This window comes from Streptomyces sp. NTD107, assembly GCF_059510435.1.
The window spans coordinates 343688-368863 of record NZ_JCAJZV010000007.1 but is presented as its reverse complement, the minus strand read 5'-3'; the positions used below and the strand labels follow the sequence as shown (position 1 = coordinate 368863).

Annotated in this window: 26 protein-coding genes; 7 read left to right on the top strand and 19 right to left on the bottom strand. The window is 71.3% G+C overall.

The genetic code is table 11. The features are described from left to right. Positions 1–5 precede the first annotated feature (5 nt). Positions 6–878 (bottom strand): hypothetical protein, encoded by an 873-nt coding sequence (locus AC5WRL_RS17480; protein ID WP_496089474.1) that lies wholly within the window; start codon positions 876–878, stop codon positions 6–8. Positions 879–1028: 150 nt separating this feature from the next. Here AC5WRL_RS17480 and AC5WRL_RS17475 point away from each other — a divergent pair, with 150 nt between their 5' ends. Next, positions 1029–1940 carry an HhH-GPD family protein gene (locus AC5WRL_RS17475; RefSeq protein ID WP_496089473.1) on the top strand — a complete coding sequence of 304 codons (912 nt, stop codon included), beginning with the start codon at positions 1029–1031 and terminating at the stop codon, positions 1938–1940. Here AC5WRL_RS17475 and AC5WRL_RS17470 read toward each other — a convergent pair. Beyond that, positions 1916–2590, bottom strand: coding sequence for an NADPH-dependent F420 reductase (locus tag AC5WRL_RS17470; RefSeq protein WP_496089472.1), 675 nt, complete (start codon positions 2588–2590; stop codon positions 1916–1918). The genes AC5WRL_RS17475 and AC5WRL_RS17470 overlap by 25 nt on opposite strands. 70 nt (positions 2591–2660) lie before the next feature. Here AC5WRL_RS17470 and AC5WRL_RS17465 point away from each other — a divergent pair, with 70 nt between their 5' ends. Genes AC5WRL_RS17465 through AC5WRL_RS17455 form a run of 3 tightly spaced genes read left to right on the top strand, consistent with a single transcriptional unit; the run spans position 2661 to position 4403 of the window. Continuing rightward, complete coding sequence (locus tag AC5WRL_RS17465) at positions 2661–3023, top strand: winged helix-turn-helix transcriptional regulator (protein ID WP_496089471.1); 363 nt, start codon at positions 2661–2663, stop codon at positions 3021–3023. A gap of 34 nt (positions 3024–3057) precedes the next feature. Beyond that, entirely contained in the window at positions 3058–3546 is a 489-nt protein-coding gene (locus AC5WRL_RS17460) for a hypothetical protein (protein ID WP_496089470.1), read from the top strand. Continuing rightward, the gene (locus AC5WRL_RS17455; protein ID WP_496089469.1) at positions 3528–4403 is read left to right on the top strand and encodes an alpha/beta fold hydrolase; all 876 of its coding nucleotides are present in this window, start codon (positions 3528–3530) and stop codon (positions 4401–4403) included. Before AC5WRL_RS17460 ends, AC5WRL_RS17455 begins: the two co-directional genes overlap by 19 nt. A 17-nt stretch (positions 4404–4420) precedes the next feature. On the opposite strand, the gene AC5WRL_RS17450 is transcribed toward AC5WRL_RS17455, so the two are convergent. Continuing rightward, positions 4421–4963: a TetR/AcrR family transcriptional regulator gene (locus AC5WRL_RS17450; RefSeq protein ID WP_496089468.1), complete on the bottom strand. Its 543-nt coding sequence runs from the start codon at positions 4961–4963 to the stop codon at positions 4421–4423. A gap of 118 nt (positions 4964–5081) precedes the next feature. Between AC5WRL_RS17450 and AC5WRL_RS17445 the strand changes: the two genes are divergently transcribed. Then, a complete protein-coding gene (locus tag AC5WRL_RS17445; RefSeq protein WP_496089467.1) occupies positions 5082–6509 on the top strand; it encodes an amidase in 1428 nt (475 codons plus the stop codon). A 45-nt stretch (positions 6510–6554) separates the two neighbouring features. Here the strand turns inward: AC5WRL_RS17445 and AC5WRL_RS17440 are convergent, their stop codons facing one another. Next, on the bottom strand, positions 6555–8987 hold the full coding sequence (locus AC5WRL_RS17440; RefSeq protein ID WP_496089466.1) for a TPR repeat domain-containing protein: 2433 nt from the start codon (positions 8985–8987) through the stop codon (positions 6555–6557). A 247-nt stretch (positions 8988–9234) separates the two neighbouring features. Here AC5WRL_RS17440 and AC5WRL_RS17435 point away from each other — a divergent pair, with 247 nt between their 5' ends. Continuing rightward, positions 9235–9456, top strand: coding sequence for a DUF397 domain-containing protein (locus tag AC5WRL_RS17435; RefSeq protein WP_496089465.1), 222 nt, complete (start codon positions 9235–9237; stop codon positions 9454–9456). Here AC5WRL_RS17435 and AC5WRL_RS17430 read toward each other — a convergent pair. Continuing rightward, positions 9447–10028: a DNA-3-methyladenine glycosylase I gene (locus AC5WRL_RS17430; RefSeq protein ID WP_496089464.1), complete on the bottom strand. Its 582-nt coding sequence runs from the start codon at positions 10026–10028 to the stop codon at positions 9447–9449. The two genes, AC5WRL_RS17435 and AC5WRL_RS17430, sit on opposite strands and share 10 nt — an antisense overlap. Positions 10029–10074: 46 nt before the next feature. After that, a complete protein-coding gene (locus AC5WRL_RS17425) occupies positions 10075–10299 on the bottom strand; it encodes a hypothetical protein (RefSeq protein ID WP_496089463.1) in 225 nt (74 codons plus the stop codon). 91 nt (positions 10300–10390) lie between these two features. On the opposite strand from AC5WRL_RS17425, the gene AC5WRL_RS17420 reads away from it, so the two are divergent. Continuing rightward, positions 10391–13543 carry an NACHT domain-containing protein gene (locus AC5WRL_RS17420; RefSeq protein WP_496089462.1) on the top strand — a complete coding sequence of 1051 codons (3153 nt, stop codon included), beginning with the start codon at positions 10391–10393 and terminating at the stop codon, positions 13541–13543. 52 nt (positions 13544–13595) lie between these two features. Here AC5WRL_RS17420 and AC5WRL_RS17415 read toward each other — a convergent pair whose 3' ends face one another. The 13 genes from AC5WRL_RS17415 to AC5WRL_RS17355 all read right to left on the bottom strand — a co-directional run bounded on the left by AC5WRL_RS17415 (position 13596) and on the right by AC5WRL_RS17355 (position 25150). Continuing rightward, entirely contained in the window at positions 13596–13856 is a 261-nt protein-coding gene (locus AC5WRL_RS17415; protein ID WP_496089461.1) for a Txe/YoeB family addiction module toxin, read from the bottom strand. Positions 13857–13866: 10 nt separating this feature from the next. Then, a complete protein-coding gene (locus AC5WRL_RS17410) occupies positions 13867–14118 on the bottom strand; it encodes a type II toxin-antitoxin system Phd/YefM family antitoxin (RefSeq protein WP_496089460.1) in 252 nt (83 codons plus the stop codon). A gap of 152 nt (positions 14119–14270) precedes the next feature. After that, positions 14271–16799 (bottom strand): ATP-dependent Clp protease ATP-binding subunit, encoded by a 2529-nt coding sequence (locus tag AC5WRL_RS17405; protein WP_496089459.1) that lies wholly within the window; start codon positions 16797–16799, stop codon positions 14271–14273. A 609-nt stretch (positions 16800–17408) separates the two neighbouring features. Further along, positions 17409–17750 carry a histone-like nucleoid-structuring protein Lsr2 gene (locus tag AC5WRL_RS17400; protein ID WP_496089458.1) on the bottom strand — a complete coding sequence of 114 codons (342 nt, stop codon included), beginning with the start codon at positions 17748–17750 and terminating at the stop codon, positions 17409–17411. A gap of 160 nt (positions 17751–17910) precedes the next feature. After that, positions 17911–18480 carry an amino-acid N-acetyltransferase gene (locus AC5WRL_RS17395; RefSeq protein ID WP_496089457.1) on the bottom strand — a complete coding sequence of 190 codons (570 nt, stop codon included), beginning with the start codon at positions 18478–18480 and terminating at the stop codon, positions 17911–17913. 9 nt (positions 18481–18489) lie between these two features. Continuing rightward, positions 18490–18936 carry a BlaI/MecI/CopY family transcriptional regulator gene (locus AC5WRL_RS17390; RefSeq protein WP_496089456.1) on the bottom strand — a complete coding sequence of 149 codons (447 nt, stop codon included), beginning with the start codon at positions 18934–18936 and terminating at the stop codon, positions 18490–18492. Positions 18937–18991: 55 nt separating this feature from the next. Continuing rightward, positions 18992–19171 carry a hypothetical protein gene (locus AC5WRL_RS17385; protein WP_496089455.1) on the bottom strand — a complete coding sequence of 60 codons (180 nt, stop codon included), beginning with the start codon at positions 19169–19171 and terminating at the stop codon, positions 18992–18994. A gap of 87 nt (positions 19172–19258) precedes the next feature. Continuing rightward, a complete protein-coding gene (locus AC5WRL_RS17380) occupies positions 19259–19513 on the bottom strand; it encodes a hypothetical protein (protein WP_496089454.1) in 255 nt (84 codons plus the stop codon). A 94-nt stretch (positions 19514–19607) separates the two neighbouring features. After that, a complete protein-coding gene (locus AC5WRL_RS17375) occupies positions 19608–20405 on the bottom strand; it encodes a type III pantothenate kinase (protein ID WP_390118634.1) in 798 nt (265 codons plus the stop codon). A gap of 2 nt (positions 20406–20407) precedes the next feature. Further along, positions 20408–21475, bottom strand: a complete 1068-nt coding sequence (nadC, locus tag AC5WRL_RS17370; protein WP_496089453.1) for a carboxylating nicotinate-nucleotide diphosphorylase — start codon at positions 21473–21475, stop codon at positions 20408–20410. Beyond that, on the bottom strand, positions 21472–23199 hold the full coding sequence (locus AC5WRL_RS17365) for an L-aspartate oxidase (protein WP_496089452.1): 1728 nt from the start codon (positions 23197–23199) through the stop codon (positions 21472–21474). Before AC5WRL_RS17365 ends, nadC begins: the two co-directional genes overlap by 4 nt. Then, positions 23196–24203: a pantoate--beta-alanine ligase gene (gene panC / locus AC5WRL_RS17360; RefSeq protein WP_496089451.1), complete on the bottom strand. Its 1008-nt coding sequence runs from the start codon at positions 24201–24203 to the stop codon at positions 23196–23198. The genes AC5WRL_RS17365 and panC overlap by 4 nt, the downstream gene beginning before the upstream one ends. After that, entirely contained in the window at positions 24200–25150 is a 951-nt protein-coding gene (locus tag AC5WRL_RS17355) for a Rossmann-like and DUF2520 domain-containing protein (protein WP_496089450.1), read from the bottom strand. The genes panC and AC5WRL_RS17355 overlap by 4 nt, the downstream gene beginning before the upstream one ends. Positions 25151–25176: the final 26 nt, after the last annotated feature.

Below are 25176 nucleotides of genomic sequence, written 5' to 3'. Positions count from 1 at the left end.
GCGGGTCAGTCGCGGTTCAGCCGGAAGGATGTCTTGACGGCGGGGAAGCCGTCGAGCCGGGCCTCGGCGACGTACGTTCCGGCGGCGGCGGGCGGTCCCGCCCGGCCGCTGTCGCAGTCCTCGGCGTCGTGGCGGCGGTCCCACAGCACGGTGTGGGTGGCGCTGTCGCCGGCCGGGACGGCCACCAGCTGGCGGCTCTTGCCGGTGGGGCAGGTGGCCGAGGACCACACCTCTTCGTCCTCGCTGTCGGCGACGGTGAGGGTGAGGGAGCCGTGGCCGAAGTCCAGGGCGCAGGCGTCGCCGGAGGAGTTCTGGGCGCTGAGCCGGAGTTCGGGCTTCTCGCCGGGCGGGTAGGCGTTCTCGGCGCTGCGCAGCGAGAGCGTCACCGCCCCGGTGCCGCAGCCGGGCAGCCCGGCCCCGCTCGTACCGCCACCGCCACTGCCGGCGCCACCGCCGGCACCGGTGCTGCCGCCGGCCTGGTCGGCGCCGCCGGATGCCTCGCCGCCGCCGGCATCGGCGTCCCCGTCGCCCGTACCCGCACCGTCGTCGTCACCGCCGGCACCATCGCCCGTGTCGCCGCCGCCTTCCGCGCCGGCCTCACCGTCCCCGGCACCGTCCCCGTCCCCGTCCTCGGCGTCCTCCCGGCCGCCGGGGCGTTCGTCGATGAGGGATTCACCGGCTGTGGGCCCCGGGGTGATGGACTGCACCGGGCCCGACCCGTCGTCCGTGCCCCCGGTGTTCTGCGTGCCGCCGCCGCCCGGGCGGGTGGCCCAGAAGACGAGCACCGCCACCAGCGCGATCACCAGCAGCACAACGGCCCTCCGCCGCCAGTAGATGGAGGAGGGCAGTGGACCGACAGGCGTTCGCAGAGATCCCACGCGGAAACCTTACGAGACGGCGGCACCGCTCCGTCGCCTCACCCGGCTTAGGCCAGGGCACCATTGGATATCGACCGGTTAGCCCGCAGGGTGGCAAACCGGCGGGGTCACTTGGGCCTCGTGCCCCGGACATGCCAGGATCAGTGGGCCATGACTGCGACGACCACGCCGACGCGAGAAGCCGAACCCACCGCCCTCCACTCCCCCGTCATCGACTGGTTCGACCAGCATGCCCGCGACCTGCCCTGGCGCCGTCCCGAAGCGGGGGCGTGGGGGGTCATGGTCAGCGAGTTCATGCTGCAACAGACCCCGGTCAACCGGGTGCTGCCGGTCTATGAGGAGTGGCTCAAACGCTGGCCGCGCCCCGCCGACCTGGCCGCCGAGGCCGCCGGTGAGGCGGTACGGGCCTGGGGCCGCCTGGGATACCCCCGCCGCGCGCTGCGGCTGCACGGCGCGGCAGCCGCCATAGCGGAACGGCACGGCGGGGATGTCCCCAAGGACCACCACCAGTTGCTGGCGCTGCCCGGTGTCGGGGAGTACACGGCGGCGGCCGTCGCCTCGTTCGCGTACGGGCAGCGGCACGCGGTGCTGGACACCAATGTCCGCCGGGTGTTCGCCCGCGCGGTCACCGGCACCCAGTACCCGCCGAACGCCACTACGGCCGCCGAACGCAAGCTGGCCAGGCTGCTGCTGCCCGAGGAGGACAGCACGGCCTCGCGCTGGGCGGCGGCCACGATGGAGCTGGGCGCGCTGTTGTGCACGGCGCGCGCGCCGTCGTGCGGGCCCTGCCCGATCGCCGACCAGTGCGCCTGGCGCCGAGCGGGCTCCCCCGCCCACGAGGGCCCACCGCGCCGGGGCCAGACCTACGCGGGTACGGACCGTCAGGTACGCGGCAAGCTGCTGGCCGTACTGCGGGAGTCGCCCCGCCCGGTGGACCGGGCCGCGCTGGACGCGGTGTGGCACGACCCGGAGCAGCGCGCCCGCGCCCTGACCGGGCTGCTCACCGATGGCCTGGTGGAACGCCTCCCAGACGGCCGCTACCGGCTGCCGGGCACCGACTGACCTTCTCCTTCACCGAGTTGACCGGGGTCGAAGGGCGGGAACATCCCCCGCACATCGGCCCCGCCGGCCCACACCCCGATCACGAACGCGGCGGTGGCCTCCAGCAGCGCCGCGCGCTCCAGCCCGCCACCGTCCACCGGCCGGGCGCCGAGGTCGGCGACCAGGGACCGTACGAGCGCCAGCGCCGCCGGGTCGTCCCCGCACACCGGCACCCCGAGCGGCACACCGTCGAAGGCGGGGGGCCGCATCCGCCACACGTCCACATGACAGAGGTTGAACGCCTTGACCACGCGCGCGCCCGGCACCGCGCGGGCGATCCGCTCGGCGATGCCGGGGCCTCCCGCCGTGCCGAGGGTGAACCGCCCCGGCCGCACGGAGTTGACGCAGTCGATCAGCGTCTTCCCGGCCAGCTCACCCGCCCGGTCCAGCACCTCGAAGACGGCGTGATCCCGTACCGCCAGCAGCACCACATCCCCGTACCCGGCGGCCTCCGCCCAGCTCCCGGCGTACGCCCCTGGCCCGATCCGTCCGGCCAGCGCCCGGGCCTTCGCCGGATCGCGCCCGCTCACCATCACCTCGTGCCCGGCCGCTGTCCACTGGGTGCCGAGGGCGTCCGCCATGTTCCCGGCGCCGAGAATCCCGATCCGCATCACACATCTCCTTCGCCGCGCCCTCTGGCACGCTGAAAGGAACGGTAGATCCGCCGAAAGGAACCATCCGGTGCCCGACTTCCTCGCCGACTGCCGGACGCGGGTGGCCTTCGACCTGCTGGCCCACACCTGGAACCCGGTGGTCATCTGGTCGCTGCGGCACGGCCCGGTCCGCCCGCACGACCTGCGCCGCCGGATCGGCGGCATCAGCAAGAAGGTGCTGACGCAGACGCTGCGCCGGCTGGAGGGCAGCGGCCTGGTGACCCGGCGCGGCTACCGGGAGGCCCCGCCGAGGGTGGAGTACGAGCTGACGGCGCTGGGCCGCACCCTGCTCGCCCCGATCGAGGGCTTCGGGACGTGGGCGGCCGACTACGCGGACGAGGTCGTCGCGGCCCAGGACCGGAACGCGGGCCGCCCCGGCAGCACTACTTGACGAACTGCGGCAAGTACTTGCTATCGTTCGTCAAGTGACGACCACGGACGACCATATCGAGCTGGTGACCGAGCTGGTCCTGGTGCTGGAGACCCGGATTCTCGACCCACTGGAGATCCTGCTGGCCTCCGACGAGCTTCTCGGGCCGATCAGGGCACGGCTGCGGGTGGAAGCCGAGGTCTGGGCCGCCCAGTTGCTCGGCCCCGACCGGGAGCGGGCCACGCTGACCGCGGCTCGGCTCATCGGGGTGCTGTTCCCCGGCGACGCGCCCTTCGACCCGCCCGCCCCGTGGTGGCGTACCGCGCTGGGACGGGCTGTGGCCCGCACCGCCGGCCACCCCGCGGCGGCGGTCGTGTCGTACGCCACGGCGGGGGCGATGCTCGGCATCACCCGGCAGGGCGTCCACGACCTGGTCAAGCGCGGCAAGCTCGAAAAGGATCCCACCGGCGGCGTCACCACGTCCTCCATCCGCGACCGGCTCAACCGACCCCAGGAGAGCGCCCCGTGGCACCAGAAGAAGTGACCGTCGAAGACCGTCCGGTACGGCTGGCCGTCCGCGACCACGGCGGCGATGGATCTCCCGTACTGCTCCTCCACGGCCTGGGCGGCACCCTCCTGCACTGGGACCCGGTCGCACCGCTGCTGACCGGCGCGCACCGGGTCGTCTCCATGGACCTGCGCGGCCACGGGCGGTCCGGCGACGGGCCGTGGGAGTGGGAGGCGGTCCTGGACGATGTGCAGGCGGTCATCGACCATGTGGGCCTGGACGCTCCCGTGGTCGTCGGCCACTCGCTCGGCGGCATGGTCGCGGTGCGATGGGGGCTGCGCCACCCGGACGGCCCCGGGATCGTCAACCTCGACGGCCTGCGCTCGGCCGAGACGGCGCCGCGGCACTACGCGGGCATCGGGCACGACGAGCTGACCGCGCTGCTGACCGAGCTGAAGACCGTCTTCGACGCCCAGGCCGAGATGATGGCCCGGCCGCTGCCCGAGGCCCACGCCGCGATGCTTCCCGAACGGGTGCTGCGCTCCACCGCCGAGGGCGTCTACGTACGGCCGGACGCCGCGCTGGCCCAGCAGATCAGGTACGACCCGTACTTCCGGGACAGCGTCGCGGCGGTTGCGGACCTCCGCTGCCCCGCCCTGTTCGTCCTGGCCACGGAGAACCTTCCCGGCCTGCCGGGCCGCACAGGTGATCTCATGCCGGCGCTGCGCGCGGGGATCCGCCGCGACGTGCTGCCCCTCGCCGCCGATCGGCCGCACCTTCGCGTGCTCGAACTCGCGGGCAGCCACAACATGGTCGCCGAGTTGCCCGAGCAGGTCGCGCGGGCCGTACTGGGGTTCCGGGCGCAGCGTGCGCCGTCCGGTGAGCCTGCCTGAGTCCCGCCGCTGTCCGGTCAGGGGGTCGGGGGTGCCGTCAGCTGGGCGTCCAGGATGGCCCGGGCCGCCTCGGGGGTGAGGTGGCCGATCAGGACGTGGCTGGTCAGGCCGTCGGCGAGGGCCAGCAGGGCATGGGCGCGGTCCGCCGCGTCCGGGTGCGGGCCGATGAGCCGGGTCAGCAGCTCATGGGCCCGCGCGTAGTGTTCGCGCAGGACACCGGCCAGTGGCGGGCTGACGGCGGCGCGGGCGAGGAAGGCGAGCCAGACCCGGGCCTGGGCGCGGTACGCGTCGTCCAGCAGGGCGATCTCGGCGGCCGCCCCCGCTAGCCCGCCGCCGGCCGCCCGTACCCGCGCCGAGACCAGCTCGCCGACATGGCCGAGGGCGAAGATCAGCATCTCGTCCTTGGTGCGGAAACACCGCTGCACGGCCCCCATCGAGACGCCGGCCTCCTCGGCGACATCGCGCAGGGTGACCGCCGCCAGTCCGTCCCGGTCCGCGAGCGCGCAGACGGCGTCGGCGATCCGCCGGCGTCTGCTGTCGTGATCCACCTGTCGCGGCATCCGCTGCCCGCCTCCTCCCATATTCCGATGCGTACGCATCACAACGAAGCGTACGATCATCCCGGGAACCGATACAAGCGCATCGGAACACGCGGACAGCGAGGGAAGGGCAGCAGCCATGCGGACCGACACCACCGACACCACTCCCCTGTGGGCCAGAACGGCCACCGACCTCGGCCGGGCCGTCTCGCGCGGCGAGATCAGCGCGGCCGACGTCATCGACAGCCAGCTGGACCGGATCGCCGAGGCCAACCCGGAGATCAACGCCATCACCCAGCTCCTCGCCGACCGGGCCCGGGCGCAGGCCCGCGATCTCGACCGCCGGCGCGCGGCCGGCGAGCGGCTCGGCCCGCTCGCCGGGGTGCCGTTCACCGTGAAGGAGAACATCGCCATCGGCGGCGTCCCGACCACCCACGGCATCGCCCGGCTCAAGGACCTCACCGCCCCGGCCGACGCCCCGCCGGTGGCCCGGCTGCGCGCCGCCGGCGCCATCCCCATCGGCCACAGCAACATGCCCGACCTGACCATCGGCGGCATGCACGCGCGCAGCGAACTCTTCGGCGACACCCGCAACCCCTGGGACCACACCCGCACCCCCGGCGGCTCCAGCGGCGGCGACGGCGCCGCCGTGGCGGCCGGCCTGGCCGCCCTCGGCCTGGGCAACGACTCGGGCGGCTCGGTCCGGATCCCGGCCGCGTTCTGCGGGGTCGCCGCCCTCAAGCCGACGTACGGACGCTTCCCCGCCGATCACCGGATCGGTGCCGACGACCCGACGCTGGCCTCCCAACTGCTGCCGGTGGACGGCCCACTGGCCCGTACGGTCGGCGACCTGCGGCTGGCGTACGAGGCGCTGGCCGGCCCGGACCCCCGCGACCCGCGCGCGGTGCCGGTGCCGCTGTACGGGCCGGACGCGCCGCCCGTGCGGGTCGCGGTGGTGACCGATCCGGGCGGCCAGGGCGTACACCCACACGTTCGGGCCGCCGTCCGGGCAGCCGCCGACCGGCTGGCGAACGCCGGCCACCGGGTCGAGGAAGTGCCGGACGTACCGCGCCTGGCGGACGCCCTGGAGACGTACCGGACCCTGGTGATGACCGAGTTCCGGCTGGCCTGGCCCCGGATCCGGCAGATCCTGCCGGCGGGCAGCCGCGCCTACATCGAGATGTCGCTCGACCGGGCCGCCGGGACCGGCGACGACCTGGCGGGCTATGTGCGGGCCACCGCCACCCGGCTGAGCGTCCAGCGCGACTGGGCGCGGTTCCTGGACCGGTACCCGCTGCTGCTCGGCCCGGTGTTCACTGAGCCCCCGGTGGAGCCCGGCCTGGAGTCCGGCGGCCCCGAGGGCCACCGCCGGGTGACCGAGGCCATGCGCCTGTGCACGGCGAGCAGCCTGGTCGGCGTACCGGCGGTGGCCGTACCCACCGGGACGAGCGACGGACTGCCCTGCGGCGTGCAGCTGATCGGCGCCGCCTACCGCGAGGACCTGTGCCTGACGGCGGCGAGCGTCGTCGAGGCGGGCACCGGCCGGCTGACACCGGTCATGGCCTGACCCCGGTGGGGGGTGTCAGCCGGCGTCGGTGACCGCCGCCCTCGGTCACCCCTTGCTGCGGCTGTCCTGCGGGTTGTAGGCAGGCACGTAACGCCTGGGGTCCACCCCTGCCTCGCGCCAGTCCTCGACGATCCCGAGATTCTCACCGAGCGTGTTGAGCTTCGCGTCCGGAAGGGGACCGCTCTTGTCGAACAGCTCCCAATTCATCGCGGGAACGGTGTAGTCGGTGCCCGAGCCAACCGCGCGGTCGGCTCGCATCCCGCCCGAGTTCTGGGCATCCACCGCCGCGTTGGCGATGTTGCGAGCCGTCATCTGCTGGTTGAGATAGCCCTGCTCGGACTCGTAGTCCCCGTGCAGGCCGGGCGCCTGCGGCGAGTAGGTGGGCATGAGCGGCATGATGGCCGCGTAGCCGGCCGCGGCCATGCCGAGCGGCAGCTGGGTGGGCCCGGAGGGCACGCTGGCCGCCCACAGGACGCCGCCGATCGTCGCGTTGGCGAGGTTTCTGGCCAGCACTTTCTCGTCGTCGCCGCTGGCCTGCTGGATGGCTTGGTGCTCGCCCCAGTTGACCAGGGAGGTCAGATGACCGATGCGCTCGAACGTGTTGGTCTTGGTGTCCGCCCCTTCCGCGTCGGTGTAGTAGTCGTACGCCATGGAGTACTGCATCTGGTTGATCCCGGCCTTGAAGCCCTCATTGACGCTGGGGTCGGTCATCGCCATCAGGCCGAACACGTTGTACCGGTCCTGCGCGGCGAAGTACCTGTCCTCGTTGTCGCTGATACCCGCGATGTCGCCCATGTGCATCAGCGCGGCGTCGGTCAGGGCGCTCTCGATGCCGAGACGGTCGGAGTAACCCCCGTAGTTCATACCGGAGTTGAGCTTGCCGAGGGCTATGTCTGGGTTATCGCCGGCATAGGTGAGGATGTGGTGCGCCGCGTCGAGGTACGGCTGGGCCTCGGCGCTGTCGCGGCCGACACCCGCCGGGATGGTGGTGCCGCTGCGGATCAGTTCGCCGGGCCCCGAGCTGTCCTCCCACTGCGCGAGCAGCAGCCTTCTGCTGAAGTCCTCGTCGTTGAGCAGTTCCGCCGATGCCTCGCTGTTCAGGGCCACGGACTTGAGCAGAGCGGTACTTCCGGTGTTCGCGGTGCGCTCGTCCCCGTGGGGCAGCAGGTCGTACTGGAGCGAGGTGCGGTGCTGGATGTCGACGGCGGCGTGTGCCAGGTCGTTGCTGAACTGGTCGCCCGAGCCCACGGTCGCGTGTCCCATGAGTTCGCCGAAGCCGTTGAACCGCTTCAGTTCATCGGACCACGCATCGCCGGCCCGCAGGTCCTCGGTGAAGAGGTCGCCGTCCCGGTAGTCGTACACGAAGGGCTTGATGGAATCGGGGATGGCCGCGCGGCCGGCTTCCGTCGCCGGGTCGATGCCGCCGATGTCCGGGTTCAGCAGCATGTTGAGGCCGTTGGCGACCGTCACCTTGGACTCGTTCCAGCCGCCTTCCATGCTCCCCAGGGCGGACAGGGTGTCGGCGTCGAGACCGGCGTAGAACTTCTTCAGGTAGGCGAGTTCGGCGTCGGTGAGGGGACGGGTCGGCTCACCGGGGTTGAGATTGTTGCCGTACAGCGCGTCGGTGATGCCCTCGACACCCTGGGTGTACAGGGCTATCACCTGGGGGTCCGGGTTCTCCTTCGCCAGCTCCTCCGTCAGCTTCTGGGCGGAGTAGTCGGCCATCTCGTCGGTGGTCCACAAGCCCAGCGGCCCGGAGAGGTCGACGCCGAGCCGCTGGAGTTCGAGCCCGCACTCGGCGAGCTTTCCCCGGTACGCCTCGATCGCCTCCTCGATCTCGGTGAAGGTGTTGGAGGCGTCGTCGGCGGCCTTGGCCAGGTACTTGGCGCGGATACCGGCGTCATGACCGGCGGGCAGCGCGTACACGGTCTGGTTGCCCAGGCCCAGGGAGGGGGTAATGATCCGGTACTCGCCGCCGTAGCCGATGGTGATCGACTGAGGGCTCAGGGGGGCGACGGTGGGCACGGCCGCCTCCAGCGCGCTCTGCCAGCCGTTCCACTCGGTCACGGCCGCGTTGAGGTACTCGATGTACTTCTCGTCGAGTCCGCCGGTGCCCTCGACCAGGTCGCGGACCTCCTCCTCGGAGTCGAGGGCGGTGTTCATGGCCCGGACGACGTAGCGCACCACCTCGTCCATGCCCTCGCCGTTGCCCTGGAGGCCACGGGACGTCTCGTCAATCCGGCCCTCGCCGTCCACGAGGGTCGCCCCGTCCAGGGCGCCCGCGTCGGCGGAGATGGCGGTGGCGCGGTCGGCCAGCTCACCGGCGTTGGCCGCTTCGCCCGCCGCGCGGGCGTAGATGGCCGCGGTGTCGCCCATGTCCTCGGGGTCGATCTCGGCGGAGAACTCCTCCTGCCGGCCCCAGGGCTTCTTGCCCGCCTTTTCCTCAACCTCATCCCGGGTGAAACTCAGATCCGGCATGACAGAACCCCCATGACACGCGGCGCCCACTGATGAACAGGCGCAACCCTTTCAACCGAGTCACCGTAGCCCCTGCCGGGCAAAGCACCCCTCTGGCCGGCGTCGCAGCTTCGCTACAGTCCCGGTCGCGTGTCGCCACCGTGGCCGGGCGTTAAGCGGAATGCCGTGCGGGGAAAGGACGTTCGGGGCCCCTCTGGGCCCCATCCGTCCCCTCAGCATCTGCTGTACGCCTTGTAGGAAGGGAACCATGCGTCATCTGGTCTGGCAGAAGTCCAGCTTCAGCGGCTCCGGCGGCAACGGAGCCTGCGTCGAACTGGCCACCGCCACCGCCACCGCCGCGGTCTGCCTCCGCGAAAGCGACACCCCGGCGATCACCCTCACCGCTTCCCCGGCGGCCACCCGGGCCTTACTGGCCCACATCAAGACCGGCTGCCTCCACCCCACGGGGCAGCACCCGCCTCAGCGGTAGTCGCAGTCCGCCAGGTGGTCATTGACCAGGCCGCACGCCTGCATCAGCGCGTACGCCGTGGTCGGCCCGACAAAGCGGACACCACGCTTCTTGAGGTCCTTGGCCAGGGCCGTCGACTCGGCCGTCGTGGCCGGTATGTCACCGTGCCCGGCGGGCGCGGGGCGGCCCTGCGCCTCGGGAGCGTACGACCAGATCAGCTCGGTCAGCTCCCCCTTCCGCCAGCCCGCGAGCACCCGCGCGTTGTGCAGCGTGGCGTCGATCTTCATGCTGTTACGGATGATCCCCGGGTCGGCCAGCAGCCGCGCCGCGTCCTCCTCGGTGTACGCGGCGACCTCAGCGATCCGGAACCCGGCGAACGCCGAGCGGAAGCCCTCCCGGCGGCGCAGGATCGTCAGCCAGGACAGCCCGGACTGGAACGCCTCCAGAGACAGCCGCTCGAACAGCTCGTCGTCCCCCCGGACCTCCCGGCCCCACTCGGTGTCGTGATACGCGCGGTAGTCCTCCGGCTCCACCCCCCAGGGACAGCGCAGCCGCCCATCCGGACCGGCCACCGCACGCGTTGTGTCGCTCATGCCCCACAGTGTGCATCAGGGCACTGACAATCCCGCCCCGGCCGGCTCAGGCCGCCGCCCGGTAGGGCAGCTCCCGCAGATACAGCGCGCCACAGGTGTGGCAGGACCACTCCACCGTGTTCCCCCACTCCCGGTCGGACAGCGTCTCCGCGCCCTCCGCCATCTCCTTGCCGCACATGGCGACGTTCCCGTCCCCCTCACGCACCATGTGCCACCACTTCACGACCCCGGGCTCGGCGTACTCGGCCACCATCGTGTGCCGCGAAGCCATGGGGCTCACCTCCTCGTACCGCCGTACAGCCTCCCTTCCATCATGAAACTCCCTCTGCCGGGATGCGAACCGAACGCCTACCCTCCTGTCCATGGATCCGACGGGGGGCGGGCTCCGGCTCGCATCGAGCGCCATCGCGCCACTGATCAAGAAGCTCTTCCACCAGCCCGGCCCCGGGGCCGGGCTGGCCGACCGACCGGTACGGATCTCCGCGCTGGTGTCCTTCCGTGGCGAGACCCGAACCCTGGGTGAGAGGGAATTACGCAAGCTCACCCGGGAGCTGGTCACCCGGGCGGCAAAAACGGCGGGCCCGCACGAGGCGCCCGCCACCGATGTACAGGAGGAACTGACCGATGCCCTCACCCGTTCCCTCACCGACCTCGGCCGGCTGGACATGGACGACGTCCAGGCCGTCCGGCTGGGCCCGGAACGCCTGGCGGCCCGGATCAGCCATCCCCACGACCTTTCAACGGCGGCCGAGGCCCACTACGAAGGACTCCTGCGCACCACCTGCGTCCACATCCTGAACTTCTTCACCCAGCGCTCCACCTTCGTCGCCCGCACCCTGGTCCAACAGAGCCACGACCTGGACCGGCTGATCCGCACCGTCGACCTGCTGGCGGAACGCGTCCCGGTCCGGTCGGTGGAGGACGCGGAGTTCGAGGAGCGCTACGCCGCCTACATCATCAAGAAGCACAACAAGCTCACCATCTACGGCCTGGACCTCTACCAGACCGGCAACTGGCCGCTGGACACCGCTTACCTCAGCCTCCGGACCACCGAACCGGAGGCCCTGACCCACCACATCCCCGGCGAACCGGAGACCGTCCCCACCCCGAACCCGCCCCAGCCCGCCGAACGGGCCCTGTCCGGCCGCGAGCGGGTGCTGCTGCGCGGCGAGGCCGGCTCAGGCAAGACCACCCTCGTCCAGTGGCTCGCCATCTCCACCGCCCGCCAGGAGGCGGCGGACGGCATGCACCATCTCCTGGGCCGCATCCCCTTCGTGCTGCCGCTGCGCACTCTCACCCGGGGCGGCCGGGACCTCCCCTCCCCGGACGCCTTTCTGTCCGCCGTCGGGTGCTCCTTCCACGCCGCCCAGCCGGCCGGCTGGACCGACCGCGTACTGACCGCCGGGCGCGGGCTGCTGCTCATCGACGGCATCGACGAGATCCCGGAGGAGGAACGCGAGCCCACCCGGCGCTGGCTGCGCGAACTGCTGGACGCCTACCCCGGCAACCTGTGGCTGGTCACCTCCCGCCCCTCCGCCGTACGCGAGGACTGGCTGGCGGGTGAGGGGTTCACCGACCTCGCCCTGGCCCGGATGAGCCAGCAGGACGTCGCCGCCTTCGTCCACCGCTGGCACAAGGCGGCGGGAGCCGACCCCACCCTCGAAAAGAGACTGCTGACGGCGATCCGCACCAAGCGGGACCTCGGCCGGCTCGCCACCAACCCCCTGATGTGCGGCCTGATCTGCGCCCTGCACCGCGAGCGGCGCGGTTACCTCCCGCACGGCCGCAAGGGCCTGTACGACGCGGCCCTGCTGATGCTGCTGGAACGCCGCGACCGCGAACGCGGCATCGGCCGGACCGCCATCGAACTGGACACGGAATCCACCGGCCTGCTGCTCCAGAAACTCGCCTACTGGCTGATCAAGAACGGCCGCTCGGAACTGGACAGCGGCCTCGCACTGGATCTGATCACCCGGGTGCTCCCCTCCATGCCCCACGTCGCGGACCAGGGCACCCCCGACCAGATCTTCCGCCACCTGCTGAACCGCTCGGGCCTCCTGCGCGAACCCGGCCCCGGCGCGACCGACTTCGTCCACCGCACCTTCCAGGACTACCTGGGCGCCAGAGAGGCGGTGGAGGAGCGCGACTTCGGCATGCTGGTACGGAACGCCCACCTGGACCAGTGGGAAGACGTCCTCCGCATGGCCGTGGCCCACGCCCGCCCCGACGAACGCGCCACCATCCTCCTGGACCTGGTCCACCGCGGCGACAAGGACGACGACCACCGCGTCCGGCTGCACCTGCTGGCCATGGCCTGCCTGGAACAGGCCACCCAACTGGACCCGACCGTCCGCGAAAAGGTCGAGAGCCGATCGGCGGCGCTTCTCCCCCCTCGGACCGGGTCCGAGTCCGACCGGCTGGCAGCGGTCGGCCCCGTGGTCCTGGAACTGCTCCCGGGTCCCGAGGGGCTGACGAACGAGCAGGCATACTCCGTGGTCACGACCGCCCTGCGCGTCGGCACGGATGCCGCGATCCCTCTGCTCGCCCTGTTCGCCGACCACCCCGCCACCTCGGTGCGGAGCTGGCTTGCCTCGGAGTGGAGTACCTTCGAAACGGAGCGCTACGCACAGGAGGTACTGTCCCGGCTCACCCCGGATCAGGGCTTCCGGCTCACCGCGAGTACCGCGCGACAGCTGGAGATCCTCGGCAGCCTTCCCGATCACACGTGCTACTCACTCCGTGGTGACTTCTCCGCCGCTGAGATCACTCGGGCGCTGTCCAGGAAACCGGTCACCGAAATGGTCCTGCGTTTGAACGACCGCCTCCACGACCTCAGCTTTCTCCACGGGTTCCCTGCCCTCTCCTCGCTGGTCCTGCACGGCGCGTATGCCTCGGCCGATCTCTCTCCTCTCGCCGGCCTGCCGATCACCCGCTTGACACTCAACGGTGAAGGCCGCGTCGAAGCACTCGGCTGGCTGAGCGAGCTGCCGCACCTCACCCGTCTGTCGTTGGGAGAGGGAATCATCGACCATGATCTGTCGCAGCTCCCGGCGCGCTCGGCGTTCCAAACCCTGACCCTGCCGTCGAGTGTCATCGATCTCACCCGCCTCGGCACCTGGCCGACCCTGACGACGCTGCATCTGCAGAACATGCACGCTCAGGTGGGACCCGACAGTTGGGCGGCTGCGGCGGCGTTGCCACGGCTCAGGAATCTACAGCTGAGCGCCGAGGGACTTGTCGATGTGCTCGCGTCCGGGGAGTGCTTTCCTCAGGTCACCTTTCTCGCGGCGGTACTCTCCGAAGGGGAACGGCAGGTGCCCGTCATCGCGGAACGCTTCCCGGCGCTTGAGGATCTCGCCTTCGCCGGCAGCCCCACTGGCTCGGTGGATCTGGCTCCGCTCGCTGCCCTGCCCCGGCTGCACCGCGTTTTCGGCTTCGGCACCCTCCGATTCACCGGAACTGACCGGCTCGCGTCTCACGTCACCGTGGTCCCCCCGGTCCCCTCCCGCTACTGACCGGCCGGGCCGGGAGGGCCGGGAGGGCCTGAGAGCCCGGCCGAACCGTGGGTCACGAACCGTAGTGGTAGCGGCAGGCCGCGATGCGGATCTCTTCGTCGGCGATCTTGTAGATGAGCCGGTGCTCGTCAGTGATCCGGCGGGACCAGTAGCCCTGGAAGCCGTGCTTGAGCGGCTCCGGCTTGCCGATGCCCTCGTTGCCGTTCCTGGCGATGTCCTTGATCAGCGTGTTGATCCGCTTGAGGACCTTGCGGTCCTGCGCCTGCCACCAGACGTAGTCGTCCCAGGCGCTCTCGTCCCAGACCAGTTTCACTTCGCCGCCGTCACTCAGCCAGATCCCGCACAGTCCCGCCACCGTGCTCCAGCCGGTCGATCGAGGCGAGCAGCCGGCGCGCGTTCTCGGGGCTCCGCAACAGGTGAGCGGTCTCTTTCAGGGCCTCGTAGTCATCAAGGGCGACGATCACCACGGACTCGTGGCCGGCCCGTGTCACGACCACTTCCTCGCGGTCCTCCACGACCCTGTTCAGGGTCTGGGCGTAATTGGCCCGCGACTCCGAGTAGGACATCGTTCTCATACCACTCCTCCTTTCACACGTACAGAAAACTGTACGTCACTCTGTCCAGACAGACCAGTTCTCTGTCTGGACAGACAGCGCCGAGGCCCCCGCGACCCTGATCAGCAGGGTTGCGGGGGCCTCGTTACGGGCTCAGTGCCGGCGGGAAAGCCTTACGCCTCCTTGGAGAGGTTCGGGCCGCCCTTCGCCGCCTGTTCGACCGGCGGGGTGTCCGGGAGGGAGGACTTCTCCTCGCCGCGGAAGGTGAACTTCTTCTCGTTCCCCTCGCCCTCGGTGTCCACCACCACGATGTGGCCGGGGCGCAGCTCGCCGAAGAGGATCTTCTCCGACAGGACGTCCTCGACGTCGCGCTGGATCGTCCGGCGCAGCGGACGCGCGCCCAGGACCGGGTCGTAGCCGCGCTTCGCCAGGAACTGCTTGGCGTCCGTCGACAGCTCGATGCCCATGTCGCGGTCCTTCAGCCGCTCATCCACCTGGTCGATCATCAGGTCCACGATCTGGATGATGTCGTCCTGCGTCAGCTGGTGGAAGACCACCGTGTCATCGACACGGTTGAGGAACTCCGGCCGGAAGTGCTGCTTCAGTTCGTCATTGACCTTGGCCTTCATCCGGTCGTACCCGGTGGCGACATCGCCGGCCACCGCGAATCCCATGTTGAAGCCCTTGGAGATGTCACGCGTCCCCAGGTTGGTGGTCATGATGATGACGGTGTTCTTGAAGTCCACGACCCGCCCCTGGGAGTCGGTCAGCCGACCGTCTTCCAGGATCTGGAGCAGCGAGTTGAAGATGTCCGGGTGCGCCTTCTCGACCTCGTCGAAAAGGACCACCGAGAACGGCTTGCGCCGCACCTTCTCGGTCAGCTGGCCGCCCTCTTCGTAGCCCACATATCCGGGCGGCGAGCCGAAGAGCCGGGAGACCGTGTGCTTCTCGCCGAACTCCGACATGTCGAGAGCGATCAGCGCGTCCTCGTCACCGAACAGGAATTCGGCGAGCGTCTTGGACAGCTCCGTCTTACCGACACCGGACGGGCCCGCGAAGATGAACGAGCCGCCGGGGCGCTTCGGGTCCTTCAGGCCGGCCCGGGTACGGCGAATGGCCTGGGAGAGCGCCTTGATGGCGTCCTCCTGCCCGATGACGCGCTTGTGGAGTTCGTCCTCCATGCGCAGCAGCCGCGAGGACTCCTCCTCGGTCAGCTTGAAGACCGGAATCCCGGTGGAAGCCGCCAGCACCTCGGCGATCAGTTCTTCATCGACCTCGGCGACGACATCCATGTCGCCGGACTTCCATTCCTTCTCGCGCTGCGCCTTCGCCGTCAGCAGCTGCTTTTCGTCGTCGCGCAGCGACGCGGCCTTCTCGAAGTCCTGCGAATCGATCGCGGACTCCTTCTCCCGGCGCACATTCGCGATCTTCTCGTCGAATTCCCGCAGGTCCGGCGGCGCGGTCATCCGGCGGATGCGCATCCTCGACCCGGCCTCGTCGATCAGGTCGATCGCCTTGTCGGGCAGGAAGCGGTCCGAGATGTACCGGTCGGCCAGCTGGGCCGCGGCCACCAGCGCGGAGTCGGTGATGGAGACGCGGTGGTGCGCCTCGTACCGGTCGCGCAGGCCCTTGAGGATCTCGATGGTGTGCGGCAGGGACGGCTCGGCGACCTGGATGGGCTGGAAGCGGCGCTCAAGGGCCGCGTCCTTCTCCAGGTACTTGCGGTACTCGTCGAGGGTGGTCGCACCGATGGTCTGGAGCTCACCGCGGGCCAGCATCGGCTTGAGGATGCTCGCCGCGTCGATGGCGCCCTCGGCGGCACCGGCGCCGACCAGGGTGTGCAGCTCGTCGATGAACAGGATGATGTCGCCGCGGGTGCGGATCTCCTTGAGCACCTTCTTCAGGCGTTCCTCGAAGTCACCGCGGTAGCGGGAGCCGGCGACCAGCGCGCCCAGGTCGAGGGTGTAGAGGTGCTTGTCCTTGAGGGTCTCGGGCACCTCGCCCTTGACGATGGCCTGCGCCAGGCCCTCCACGACGGCGGTCTTGCCGACGCCGGGCTCGCCGATGAGGACCGGGTTGTTCTTGGTGCGGCGGGACAGCACCTGCATGACCCGCTCGATTTCCTTCTCGCGCCCGATGACGGGGTCGAGCTTGGTCTCCCGGGCGGCCTGCGTGAGGTTGCGGCCGAACTGGTCCAGGACGAGGGAGGTGGAGGGCGTGCCCTCGGCGGGTCCGGCGCCCGCGGTGGCCGCCTCCTTGCCGCCCGAGTAGCCCGACAGCAGCTGGATGACCTGCTGCCGCACCCGGTTGAGATCGGCGCCCAGCTTCACCAGGACCTGGGCGGCGACGCCCTCGCCCTCGCGGATCAGGCCGAGCAGGATGTGCTCGGTGCCGATGTAGTTGTGGCCGAGCTGAAGGGCCTCGCGGAGCGACAGCTCCAGGACCTTCTTCGCCCGGGGGGTGAAGGGGATGTGGCCGGAGGGCGCCTGCTGGCCCTGGCCGATGATCTCCTCCACCTGCTGGCGGACCGCCTCAAGAGAGATCCCGAGGCTCTCCAGGGCCTTAGCGGCGACACCCTCACCCTCGTGGATCAGGCCCAGGAGGATGTGCTCGGTGCCGATGTAGTTGTGGTTGAGCATCCGGGCTTCTTCCTGAGCCAGGACGACAACCCGCCGCGCACGGTCGGTGAACCTCTCGAACATCGTTAATCGCTCCTCAGAGCGGTCAGGCAGTAAAGGGGTCGGTCCCCTCCCTGTCCTTCCGCAGCTTAGTCCCGCAACGGGGGACCGCTCATTCCGACTGATTGCTCCTGTCCCCGGCCCCGGTGCCCCGAACAGGCGACATCAGTTCCAACCCGATGGTGCGAGACGATGTTCCCGCTGGCCAAGCTCTTGCACCTCGGATGAGTACGCCGACGGCGAACGCCGCCGGGCAACACACCCGGACCAACGGAAATCGCCCCCTCAGTCATGGGCAACCATGTGGGATTCCTACCCGTCAAGACTGACACTCCATGCCGCCGGGGCAACGGACATCCGCTACAGGCGAACGCGATAATTCCTCGACCGCGTTCCGGCCGGTCGGGGGACGCGTACGAAGCGGGTACGGTACGCGCCCGGCCGCCGACTGTGCGTAACCTTCGCACGCCGCGGGCGGCCACTCAAGGCATGACACCGCGCGAGCGCCAAACGGGGGGCCGACCCGTGGTCGGCCCCCCGGTCAGGGAAGCGCTTGGTCCACCGGGCCGTCCTGCCCGGCGGGGCGACTGAGCGCAGCCGACCGGGGGCATGCCCCGGCGCCCGGCCGCAGAATCAGGCGCCGGCCTTCTCGTAAGCCTCGCGAATGTTGGCGGGAACACGGCCCCGGTCATTCACGTCGAATCCGTTTTCCTTCGCCCACGCGCGGATTTTCGCGGTGTCCTGACCGCCCACGCCCGCCGGAGCGGCGGTACGGCCGCGGCCACGGGTGCCACGGGCGCTCCCGGCACGCCGGCCGGCCTTCACGTAGGGGTCAAGAGCGTCACGCAGCTTGTCCGCGTTTTCGGAGTTGAGGTCGATCTCGTAAGTCTTGCCGTCAAGGGCGAACGTTACGGTCTCCTCCGCCTCGCCGCCGCTGAGGTCATCGAGGAGAAGGACCTGAACCTTCTGTGCCACCGGGCTGCTCCTCATTCATAGTCGCCGAATACCCATACATACTTGCGGTGTAATCAAAGCGCCATTCTCGGGAAAACACAAACCCCAAGTCTCGATTACCCGGCAACCCCATAAGACACAGAGGGACGATTCGGACATAACTCCCGCGCCTCTGTTGCTATCAGAGATGCAGCAGCATCCGACTGTTACCCAATGTGTTGGGCTTCACTCGCTCCAGACCGAGGAACTCCGCCACCCCCTCGTCATTGGAACGGAGCAGCTCGCTGTAGACATCACCGGCAACCGGGGCTTCACCGATCTCGGTGAAGCCATGACGGACGAAGAACTCCACTTCGAAGGTCAGACAGAAAATGCGCCGAACACCGAGCCAGCGCGCGGTCTGGAGCAACTTCTCCAGTACCCGGTGACCGACCGCATGTCCCTTCAACTGCGGATCGACGGCCAAGGTACGTACCTCTGCCAGGTCCTCCCACATCACATGCAGCGCACCGCAGCCGACCACCCGGGCATCCGAGTCGCGTTCCGCCACCCAGAACTCCTGAATGTCCTCGTAAAGGGTCACCGTCGCCTTGTCGAGGAGGATGCTCTCCCGCGCGTAGAGATCGATGAGACGGCGCACCTCGGGCACATCCGAGGTCCTGGCCCTGCGGACGGTGACTTCCGTTACCCCGGGCGTGACGTTCTTGGCGGGGGTGTTCTTGGGTTCGCTGGCTTCCGATGCGTCTGACACGAACGGAGGCTATCGCTGGGAAGGTCCCACTTCCGGCTCGGGGGGCCGCTCCCGCGTTCCTTCCCGCGTTCCCTCCCGCGCTCCCTCCCGGGAGCCGTCCAGAGCGGTGACCCGCAGCGCGTCGCGCAATGCCTCGGTCTGCTCGGCGGACATCATCCCGAAGAATGCGACGAGGGCCGCCGCCGGGTTGTCCGACTCGGACCACGCGTCATTCATCAATGCCGCGGAGTAAGCGGCCCGGGTCGAGACCGCCTCATAGCGATAGGCCCGCCCCTCCTGCTCGCGGCGGACCCAGCCCTTCTGGTGGAGGTTGTCCAGGACGGTCATCACCGTCGTATAGGCGATCGAACGATCCTGCCGCAGATCTTCGAGAACTTCCCGGACCGTGACGGGACGGTTCCACTCCCATACGCGGGTCATGACCGCGTCTTCCAGTTCACCCAATGGCCGAGGCACCACTGAAGAATAGCCGCGGCGGCGGTGAAATGTGGCTTTGGTCCGGTTTGGTGGGTCAGCCCCGGGGCTCGTCCCCGTCGCCCTCCGCCCGCGCGCGGGCGGCGAACGCCGCGTCCACGGCGGCGTCCTCCTTGTACTTGTTCGCCCCGCCCTGTGACTTGACCATCGTCACGATCACCGCGGTGAAGGCGATGGCCATCACCGTGGGAGGGAAGAGTGCGGCGATGTAGTCCATGAGTGACCGGCCTCCTTCGTCCGTGCGGGACCACACTACCGACCGCCCCGCACCGACCGGCCACCGACCGGACTCAGGACCCCCGGATCACTCCTCCCCCGCGCCGCCCTCCCCCTGCTCGCGCCGGTCCTTGCCCGGCGGGCGCGGGGCGGGAGCCGGCGGCTGCTCCCCGGGGGCGGGCTTGCGCCGGTGCGGCGGGAAGACCTCCGCCGGGGTCGGTACGGGCCGCTTGGGCTTGGCCCCGGGCGCGGGCGTCGCCCCCGGGCGGCGCGGCTCCTTCTCGCCCTTGCCGCGCTCGTCACCGGCCTTCGCGAAGACGGGAGAACCCTTTGACGTGAACATAATCCGACATTAAGTGCTTAGCAGACAATGTGCAGCTATTCGTCTGCCATACGGCGTGGCGACAGCGCCCCGCGGCCACCGGCCACCTGCCGCCCTACGAACGGGAGACGTTGCGCTCGTACACCAGCCGCAGGCCCACCAGCGTCAGCCACGGCTCGTGCTCATCGATCACCGTCGCCTCGCGCAGCACCATCGGGGCCAGCCCGCCGGTGGCGATCACCGTCACATCGTCCGGATCGTCCGCCAGCTCCCGCGCCATCCGCTCCACCACGCCGTCCACCTGGCCGGCGAAGCCGTACAGAATGCCGGACTGCATCGACTCCACGGTGTTCTTGCCGATCACATGACGCGGCCTGGCCAGCTCCACCTTCCGCAGCTGCGCGCCACGCAGCCCCAGCGCCTCCACCGAGATCTCGATCCCCGGCGCGATCGCCCCGCCCGCGTACTCCCCGCGCGCCGACACCGCGTCGTAGGTGGTGGCCGTGCCGAAGTCGACCACGATGCACGGGCCGCCGTACAGCTCCACCGCCGCCACCGCGTTGATGATGCGGTCCGCGCCGACCTCCTTGGGGTTGTCGGTGAGGATCGGCACCCCCGTCTTCACCCCCGGCTCCACCAGCACCGCCGGGATGTCCCCGTAATAGCGCCGGGTCACCTCGCGCAGCTCGTGCAGGACGGAGGGCACCGTGGAGCACACGCAGATGCCGTCGATGCCGTCGCCCAGCTCCTCGCCCAGCAGCGGATGCATGCCCATCAGCCCCTGGAGCAGCACCGCCAGCTCGTCGGCGGTACGGCGGGCGTCGGTGGAGATCCGCCAGTGCTCGACGATCTCCTCACCGTCGAACAGCCCCAGGACGGTGTGCGTGTTGCCGACGTCGATGGTGAGCAGCATCGTCAGACCCGGCCTTCCGCGGCGTGCGCCGCGCGCAGGTCGAGGCCGATGTCCAGGATGGGCGCGGAGTGGGTGAGCGCCCCGACGGCGAGGTAGTCGACGCCGGTGGCCGCGTACCGCGCGGCGTTGGCGAGGGTCAGCCGGCCCGAGGACTCCAGCTCGGCGCGGCCCGCCGTCAGTTCGACGGCGCGCGCGGTGTCCTCGGGGGTGAAGTTGTCCAGCAGGACCAGCTCGGCGCCCTCGTCGAGGACCTCGGCCAGCTGGTCCAGCCGGTCCACCTCGACCTCGATCGGCACCCCGGGGAACTCCTCGCGGACCCGCCGGAACGCCTCGCCGACGCCGCCCGCCGCCACCACGTGGTTGTCCTTCACCAGCGCGGCGTCCGACAGCGACATCCGGTGGTTGACGCCGCCGCCGCAGCGCACCGCGTACTTCTCCAGCGCGCGCAGCCCGGGGGTGGTCTTGCGGGTGTCGCGGACCCGGGTGCCGGAGCCGGCCGCGTCCAGCACGTCCGCCCAGGCGCGGGTGGCGGTGGCGATGCCGGACAGCCGGCACAGCAGGTTCAGCGCGCCGCGCTCGCCGGTGAGCAGATCGCGGGTACGGGCGGTCACCGTCAGCAGCACCTGGCCGGCCTCGACCCGGTCGCCGTCCTCGGCGTGCCGCTCGACCTCGAACTCGTCGGTGCACACCACGGACAGCACGGCCTCGGCGATCCGCAGCCCGGCGACGGTGCCGGCCTCGCGGGCGGTGAAGTCGGCGGTGGCGGTCGCGTCCTCGGGGACGGTGGCCACGGTGGTGACATCGATCCCGTTGTCGAGGTCCTCCTCGATGGTGAGGTGGGCGATGTCCTCGACCAGGACCGGGTCGAGTCCCGCGTCGGCCAGCAGGGCAGCCAGATCGGGGTCCAGGCCGCACTCCAGGGGGTCGTGGTCGGGGCTGAAGCCGTCGCCGTCGTCGCCGCAGCCGCAGCCGTCGCCGCAGCCGCCGACGGGAGCGGAGGCGCCCGGGGCGGAGCCGATGGGCAGCAGCGTCAGCTCCACGGGGGCCGGCCGGTGCGGTGGGGTGGTCACGGGGTTTCTCCTCGGAGGGGAAGGTCGGGGTGATCGGAGCGGATGAGCAGGTCGCGGCCGTCGCCGCCCGGCCGCAGGGCGAGCACCAGATGGCGCTGCCAGCGCGGGTCGTCGCGGTCGGGGTGGTCCTCGCGCCAGTGGCTGCCGCGCGTCTCGGTGCGTCGCAGGGCCGCGGCCACCAGGACCCGGGCGACCAGATGCAGATTAGCGGTCTCCCAGGTGTCCGCGCCGGGCTCGGCCGGCTTGCGGTCGGCGTCCCCGGGGGCGCCGTCACCGGCCAGCTCGTCCAGGGCGCGGGCGGCGGCGGTGAGGCCCGCCTCGTCCCGCAGGACGCCGGCGCCCTCGGTCATGATGCGCTGGATGGCGGCCCTGGCCTCGGGGGGCAGCAGCCGCACGGGCGCAGTCGCGGGACGGCCTACGGGTACGGGTACGGGTACGGGTACGGGTACGGGCGGCGTGGCGGCCGGCGGCCCGGCGGCGATGTGGGCCGCGATGCGCTCGGCGAAGACCAGCCCTTCCAGGAGCGAGTTCGAGGCGAGCCGGTTGGCGCCGTGCACCCCCGTGCAGGCGGTCTCGCCGCACGCGTACAGGCCGGGCACGGTCGTACGGCCGTGCAGGTCCGTGCGCACGCCGCCGGAGGCGTAGTGGGCGGCCGGCGCGATGGGGATGGTGCCGGTGACCGGGTCGATGCCGTGCGCGCGGCAGGCGGCCAGGATGGTGGGGAAGCGGTGCTCCCACATGGCGGCCCCGAAGTGCCGGCCGTCCAGGAACATGTGGTCGGTGCCGTGCTCCAGCATCCGCCGGGTGATGCCCTTGGCGACGATGTCGCGCGGGGCCAGCTCGGCCAGCTCGTGCTGCCCGGTCATGAAGCGGACACCGTCGGCGTCCACCAGGTGCGCGCCCTCGCCGCGTACCGCCTCGGAGATGAGCGGCTGCTGGCCCTCGGCGCCCGGGCCCAGGAACAGGACGGTCGGGTGGAACTGCACGAACTCCAGGTCGGACACCTCGGCGCCGGCCCGCAGCGCGATGGCGACCCCGTCGCCGGTGGACACGGTGGGGTTGGTGGTGGCGGAGAAGATCTGCCCCATGCCGCCGGTGGCCAGCACGACGGAGGGGGCCCGTACGGCGCCGACGCCGTCGTGCCGGCCCTCGCCCATGACGTGCAGGGTGACGCCGGCGGCGCGGCCGGTGGCGTCCTTGAGGAGGTCCAGGGCGAGGGCGTTCTCGATGGTCTCGATGCCGGCCGCGCGGACCGCGGCGAGCAGCGCGCGGGAGATCTCGGCGCCGGTGGCGTCACCGCCCGCGTGGGCGATGCGGCGGCGGTGGTGGCCGCCCTCGCGGGTGAGGGCGAGGGTGCCGTCGTCGGCGGTGTCGAAGCGGGCGCCTTCGGCGATGAGCCGGCGGACGGCGCCGGGGCCCTCGGTGACCAGGGTGGTGACGGCCGCCTCGTCGCACAGCCCGGCGCCGGCGGTGAGGGTGTCGGCGCGGTGCTGCTCGGGGGTGTCGCCGTCGCCCAGGGCGGCGGCCACGCCGCCCTGCGCCCACCGGGTGGACCCGTCGCCGATCCGGGCCTTGGTGACGATGACGGTCCGCAGCCCGGCCGCCCGGCACCGCAGGGCGACGGTGAGCCCGGCCACCCCCGACCCCACCACGACCACGTCGGCCGCCACCTCCCAGCCGGGCGCGGGGGCGGGCAGGGCTATCCCGGGGCCCTCGGGGGTCATCGGTGGGCTCCCAGGGTGAGGGGGGTGTTGTCGATCAGGCGGGTAGGGCCCACCTTCGCGGCCACGGCCATGATCGCCTCGCCGGTGTAGGTGTCGGGCACCTCACGGAAGGTGGTCGGGTCGACCAGGGCCAGGTAGTCGAGGTCCAGCGGCGGGGTGAGCCGTGCCGCCGCCGTCAGGACGGCCTGGGCCGCGGCCCGGGCGGAGGCCGCGGAGCCGGGGCGGGTGGTGGTCGCGGCGGCCAGGGCGGCGGCGTCGGCGGAGGCGCGTTCCTCGTGGAGCGCGGCCAGGCCGGCCGCCCGTTCGCCGTGGGGGGCCGCCGTGGCGCCGGCGCGGTCGGCCAGGGCCGCCTCGGCGGACAGCCGGTCGCGGGCCGCGAACAGCGCCTGCGACAGGGCCAGCGCCGTGCGCCGCTGGGCCGGGCTCAGGAAGCGGTTGCGGCTGGACAGCGCGAGACCGTCCTCCTCGCGGACGGTGGGGACGCCGACGATCTCCACGGGGAAGTTCAGATCGGCGACCATCCGCCGTACCAGCGCCAGCTGCTGCGCGTCCTTCTCGCCGAACAGCGCGTAGCGCGGCGCCGTCAGATGCAGCAGCTTGGCGACGACCGTCAGCATCCCGTCGAAGTGGCCGGGCCGGGAGGCGCCCTCCAGCGGCTCGCCCATGGCGCCCGCCCGCAGCCCCACGAGCGGCTGCCCCGCCGGGTACATGAGCGCGTCCGACGGTGCGAAGATCACATCGGCACCGGCCGCCTCCGCGACCCGCGCGTCGGCCTCCAGGGTGCGCGGGTAGCGCTCGAAGTCCTCGCCCGCGCCGAACTGGAGCGGGTTGACGTACACCGTGACGATCACCCGGCCGCCGGGCGGCAGCAGCGCGCGGGCCCGCCGGATGTTCGCCGCGTGCCCCTCGTGCAGTGCGCCCATCGTGGGGACGACCGCGCGCGGCGGCCCGGCCCCGTACGGTTCGCCCGCGCCGAGCTCCTGCGGCGTGTGCACCACCCTCACCTGGGGTCTCCTTCCGCGTCGGTGCCGGGGTCCTCGTCCGCCAGCACGCCCAGCAGCTCCTGGGCCAGCTCGGGGCGCAGCAGCCCCTGGTCCAGGGCGCGGTCGGCGGTGGTACGCGCCATCGCGAGATAGCCGGGCAGCGCGCCGGGGGCGTGCGCCCGCAGTTCGGCCAGATGCGCCGCGACCGTACCGGCGTCGCCGCGCGCCACCGGGCCGGTGAGGGCGGCGTCGCCGGACCGCAGCGCGTTGTCCAGTGCGGCGCCCAGCAGCGGGCCCAGCATCCGGTCGGGGGCGCTGACCCCGGCGAGCCGCAGCAGTTCGAGCGACTGGGCGACCAGGGTGACGAGGTGGTTGGCGCCGAGCGCGAGCGCCGCGTGGTACAGCGGGCGGTCGCGCTCCTCGATCCACTCCGGTTCGCCGCCCATCTCGATGACCAGCGCTTCGGCGGCCAGCCGCAGCTGCGGCGGGGCGGTCACCCCGAAGGAGCAGCCGGCCAGCCGCTGGACGTCGACCGCCGTGCCGGTGAAGGTCAGCACCGGGTGCAGGGCGAGCGGCAGCCCGCCGGCCCGGGTGGCCGGGTCCAGGACCGCCACCCCGTACCGCCCGGAGGCGTGCGCGATCAGCTGTCCGGGGCGAATCGCGCCGGTCTCGGCGAGCCCGGCGACCAGCCCGGGCAGCGCGTCGTCGGGGACGGTCAGCAGGACCAGCTCGGCGCGGGCCAGCACCTGGGCGGGCTCGACCAGCGGCACCCCCGGCAGCAGTTCCTCGGCGCGCCGCCGGGACGCGTCGGAAACCCCGGAGGCGGCGACCGGGCGGTGCCCGGCCAGGGCCAGGGCGGCGGCCAGTACGGGGCCGACCCGGCCGGCGCCGACGACGCCCACGGTGAGCCGGGCGGGGCGGGAGGTGGTCACGACTCGTTCACGGCGCTCGGTCAGCCTCTTTCGCATCCGTTCCGGTCCGTGTGCTCGGTACC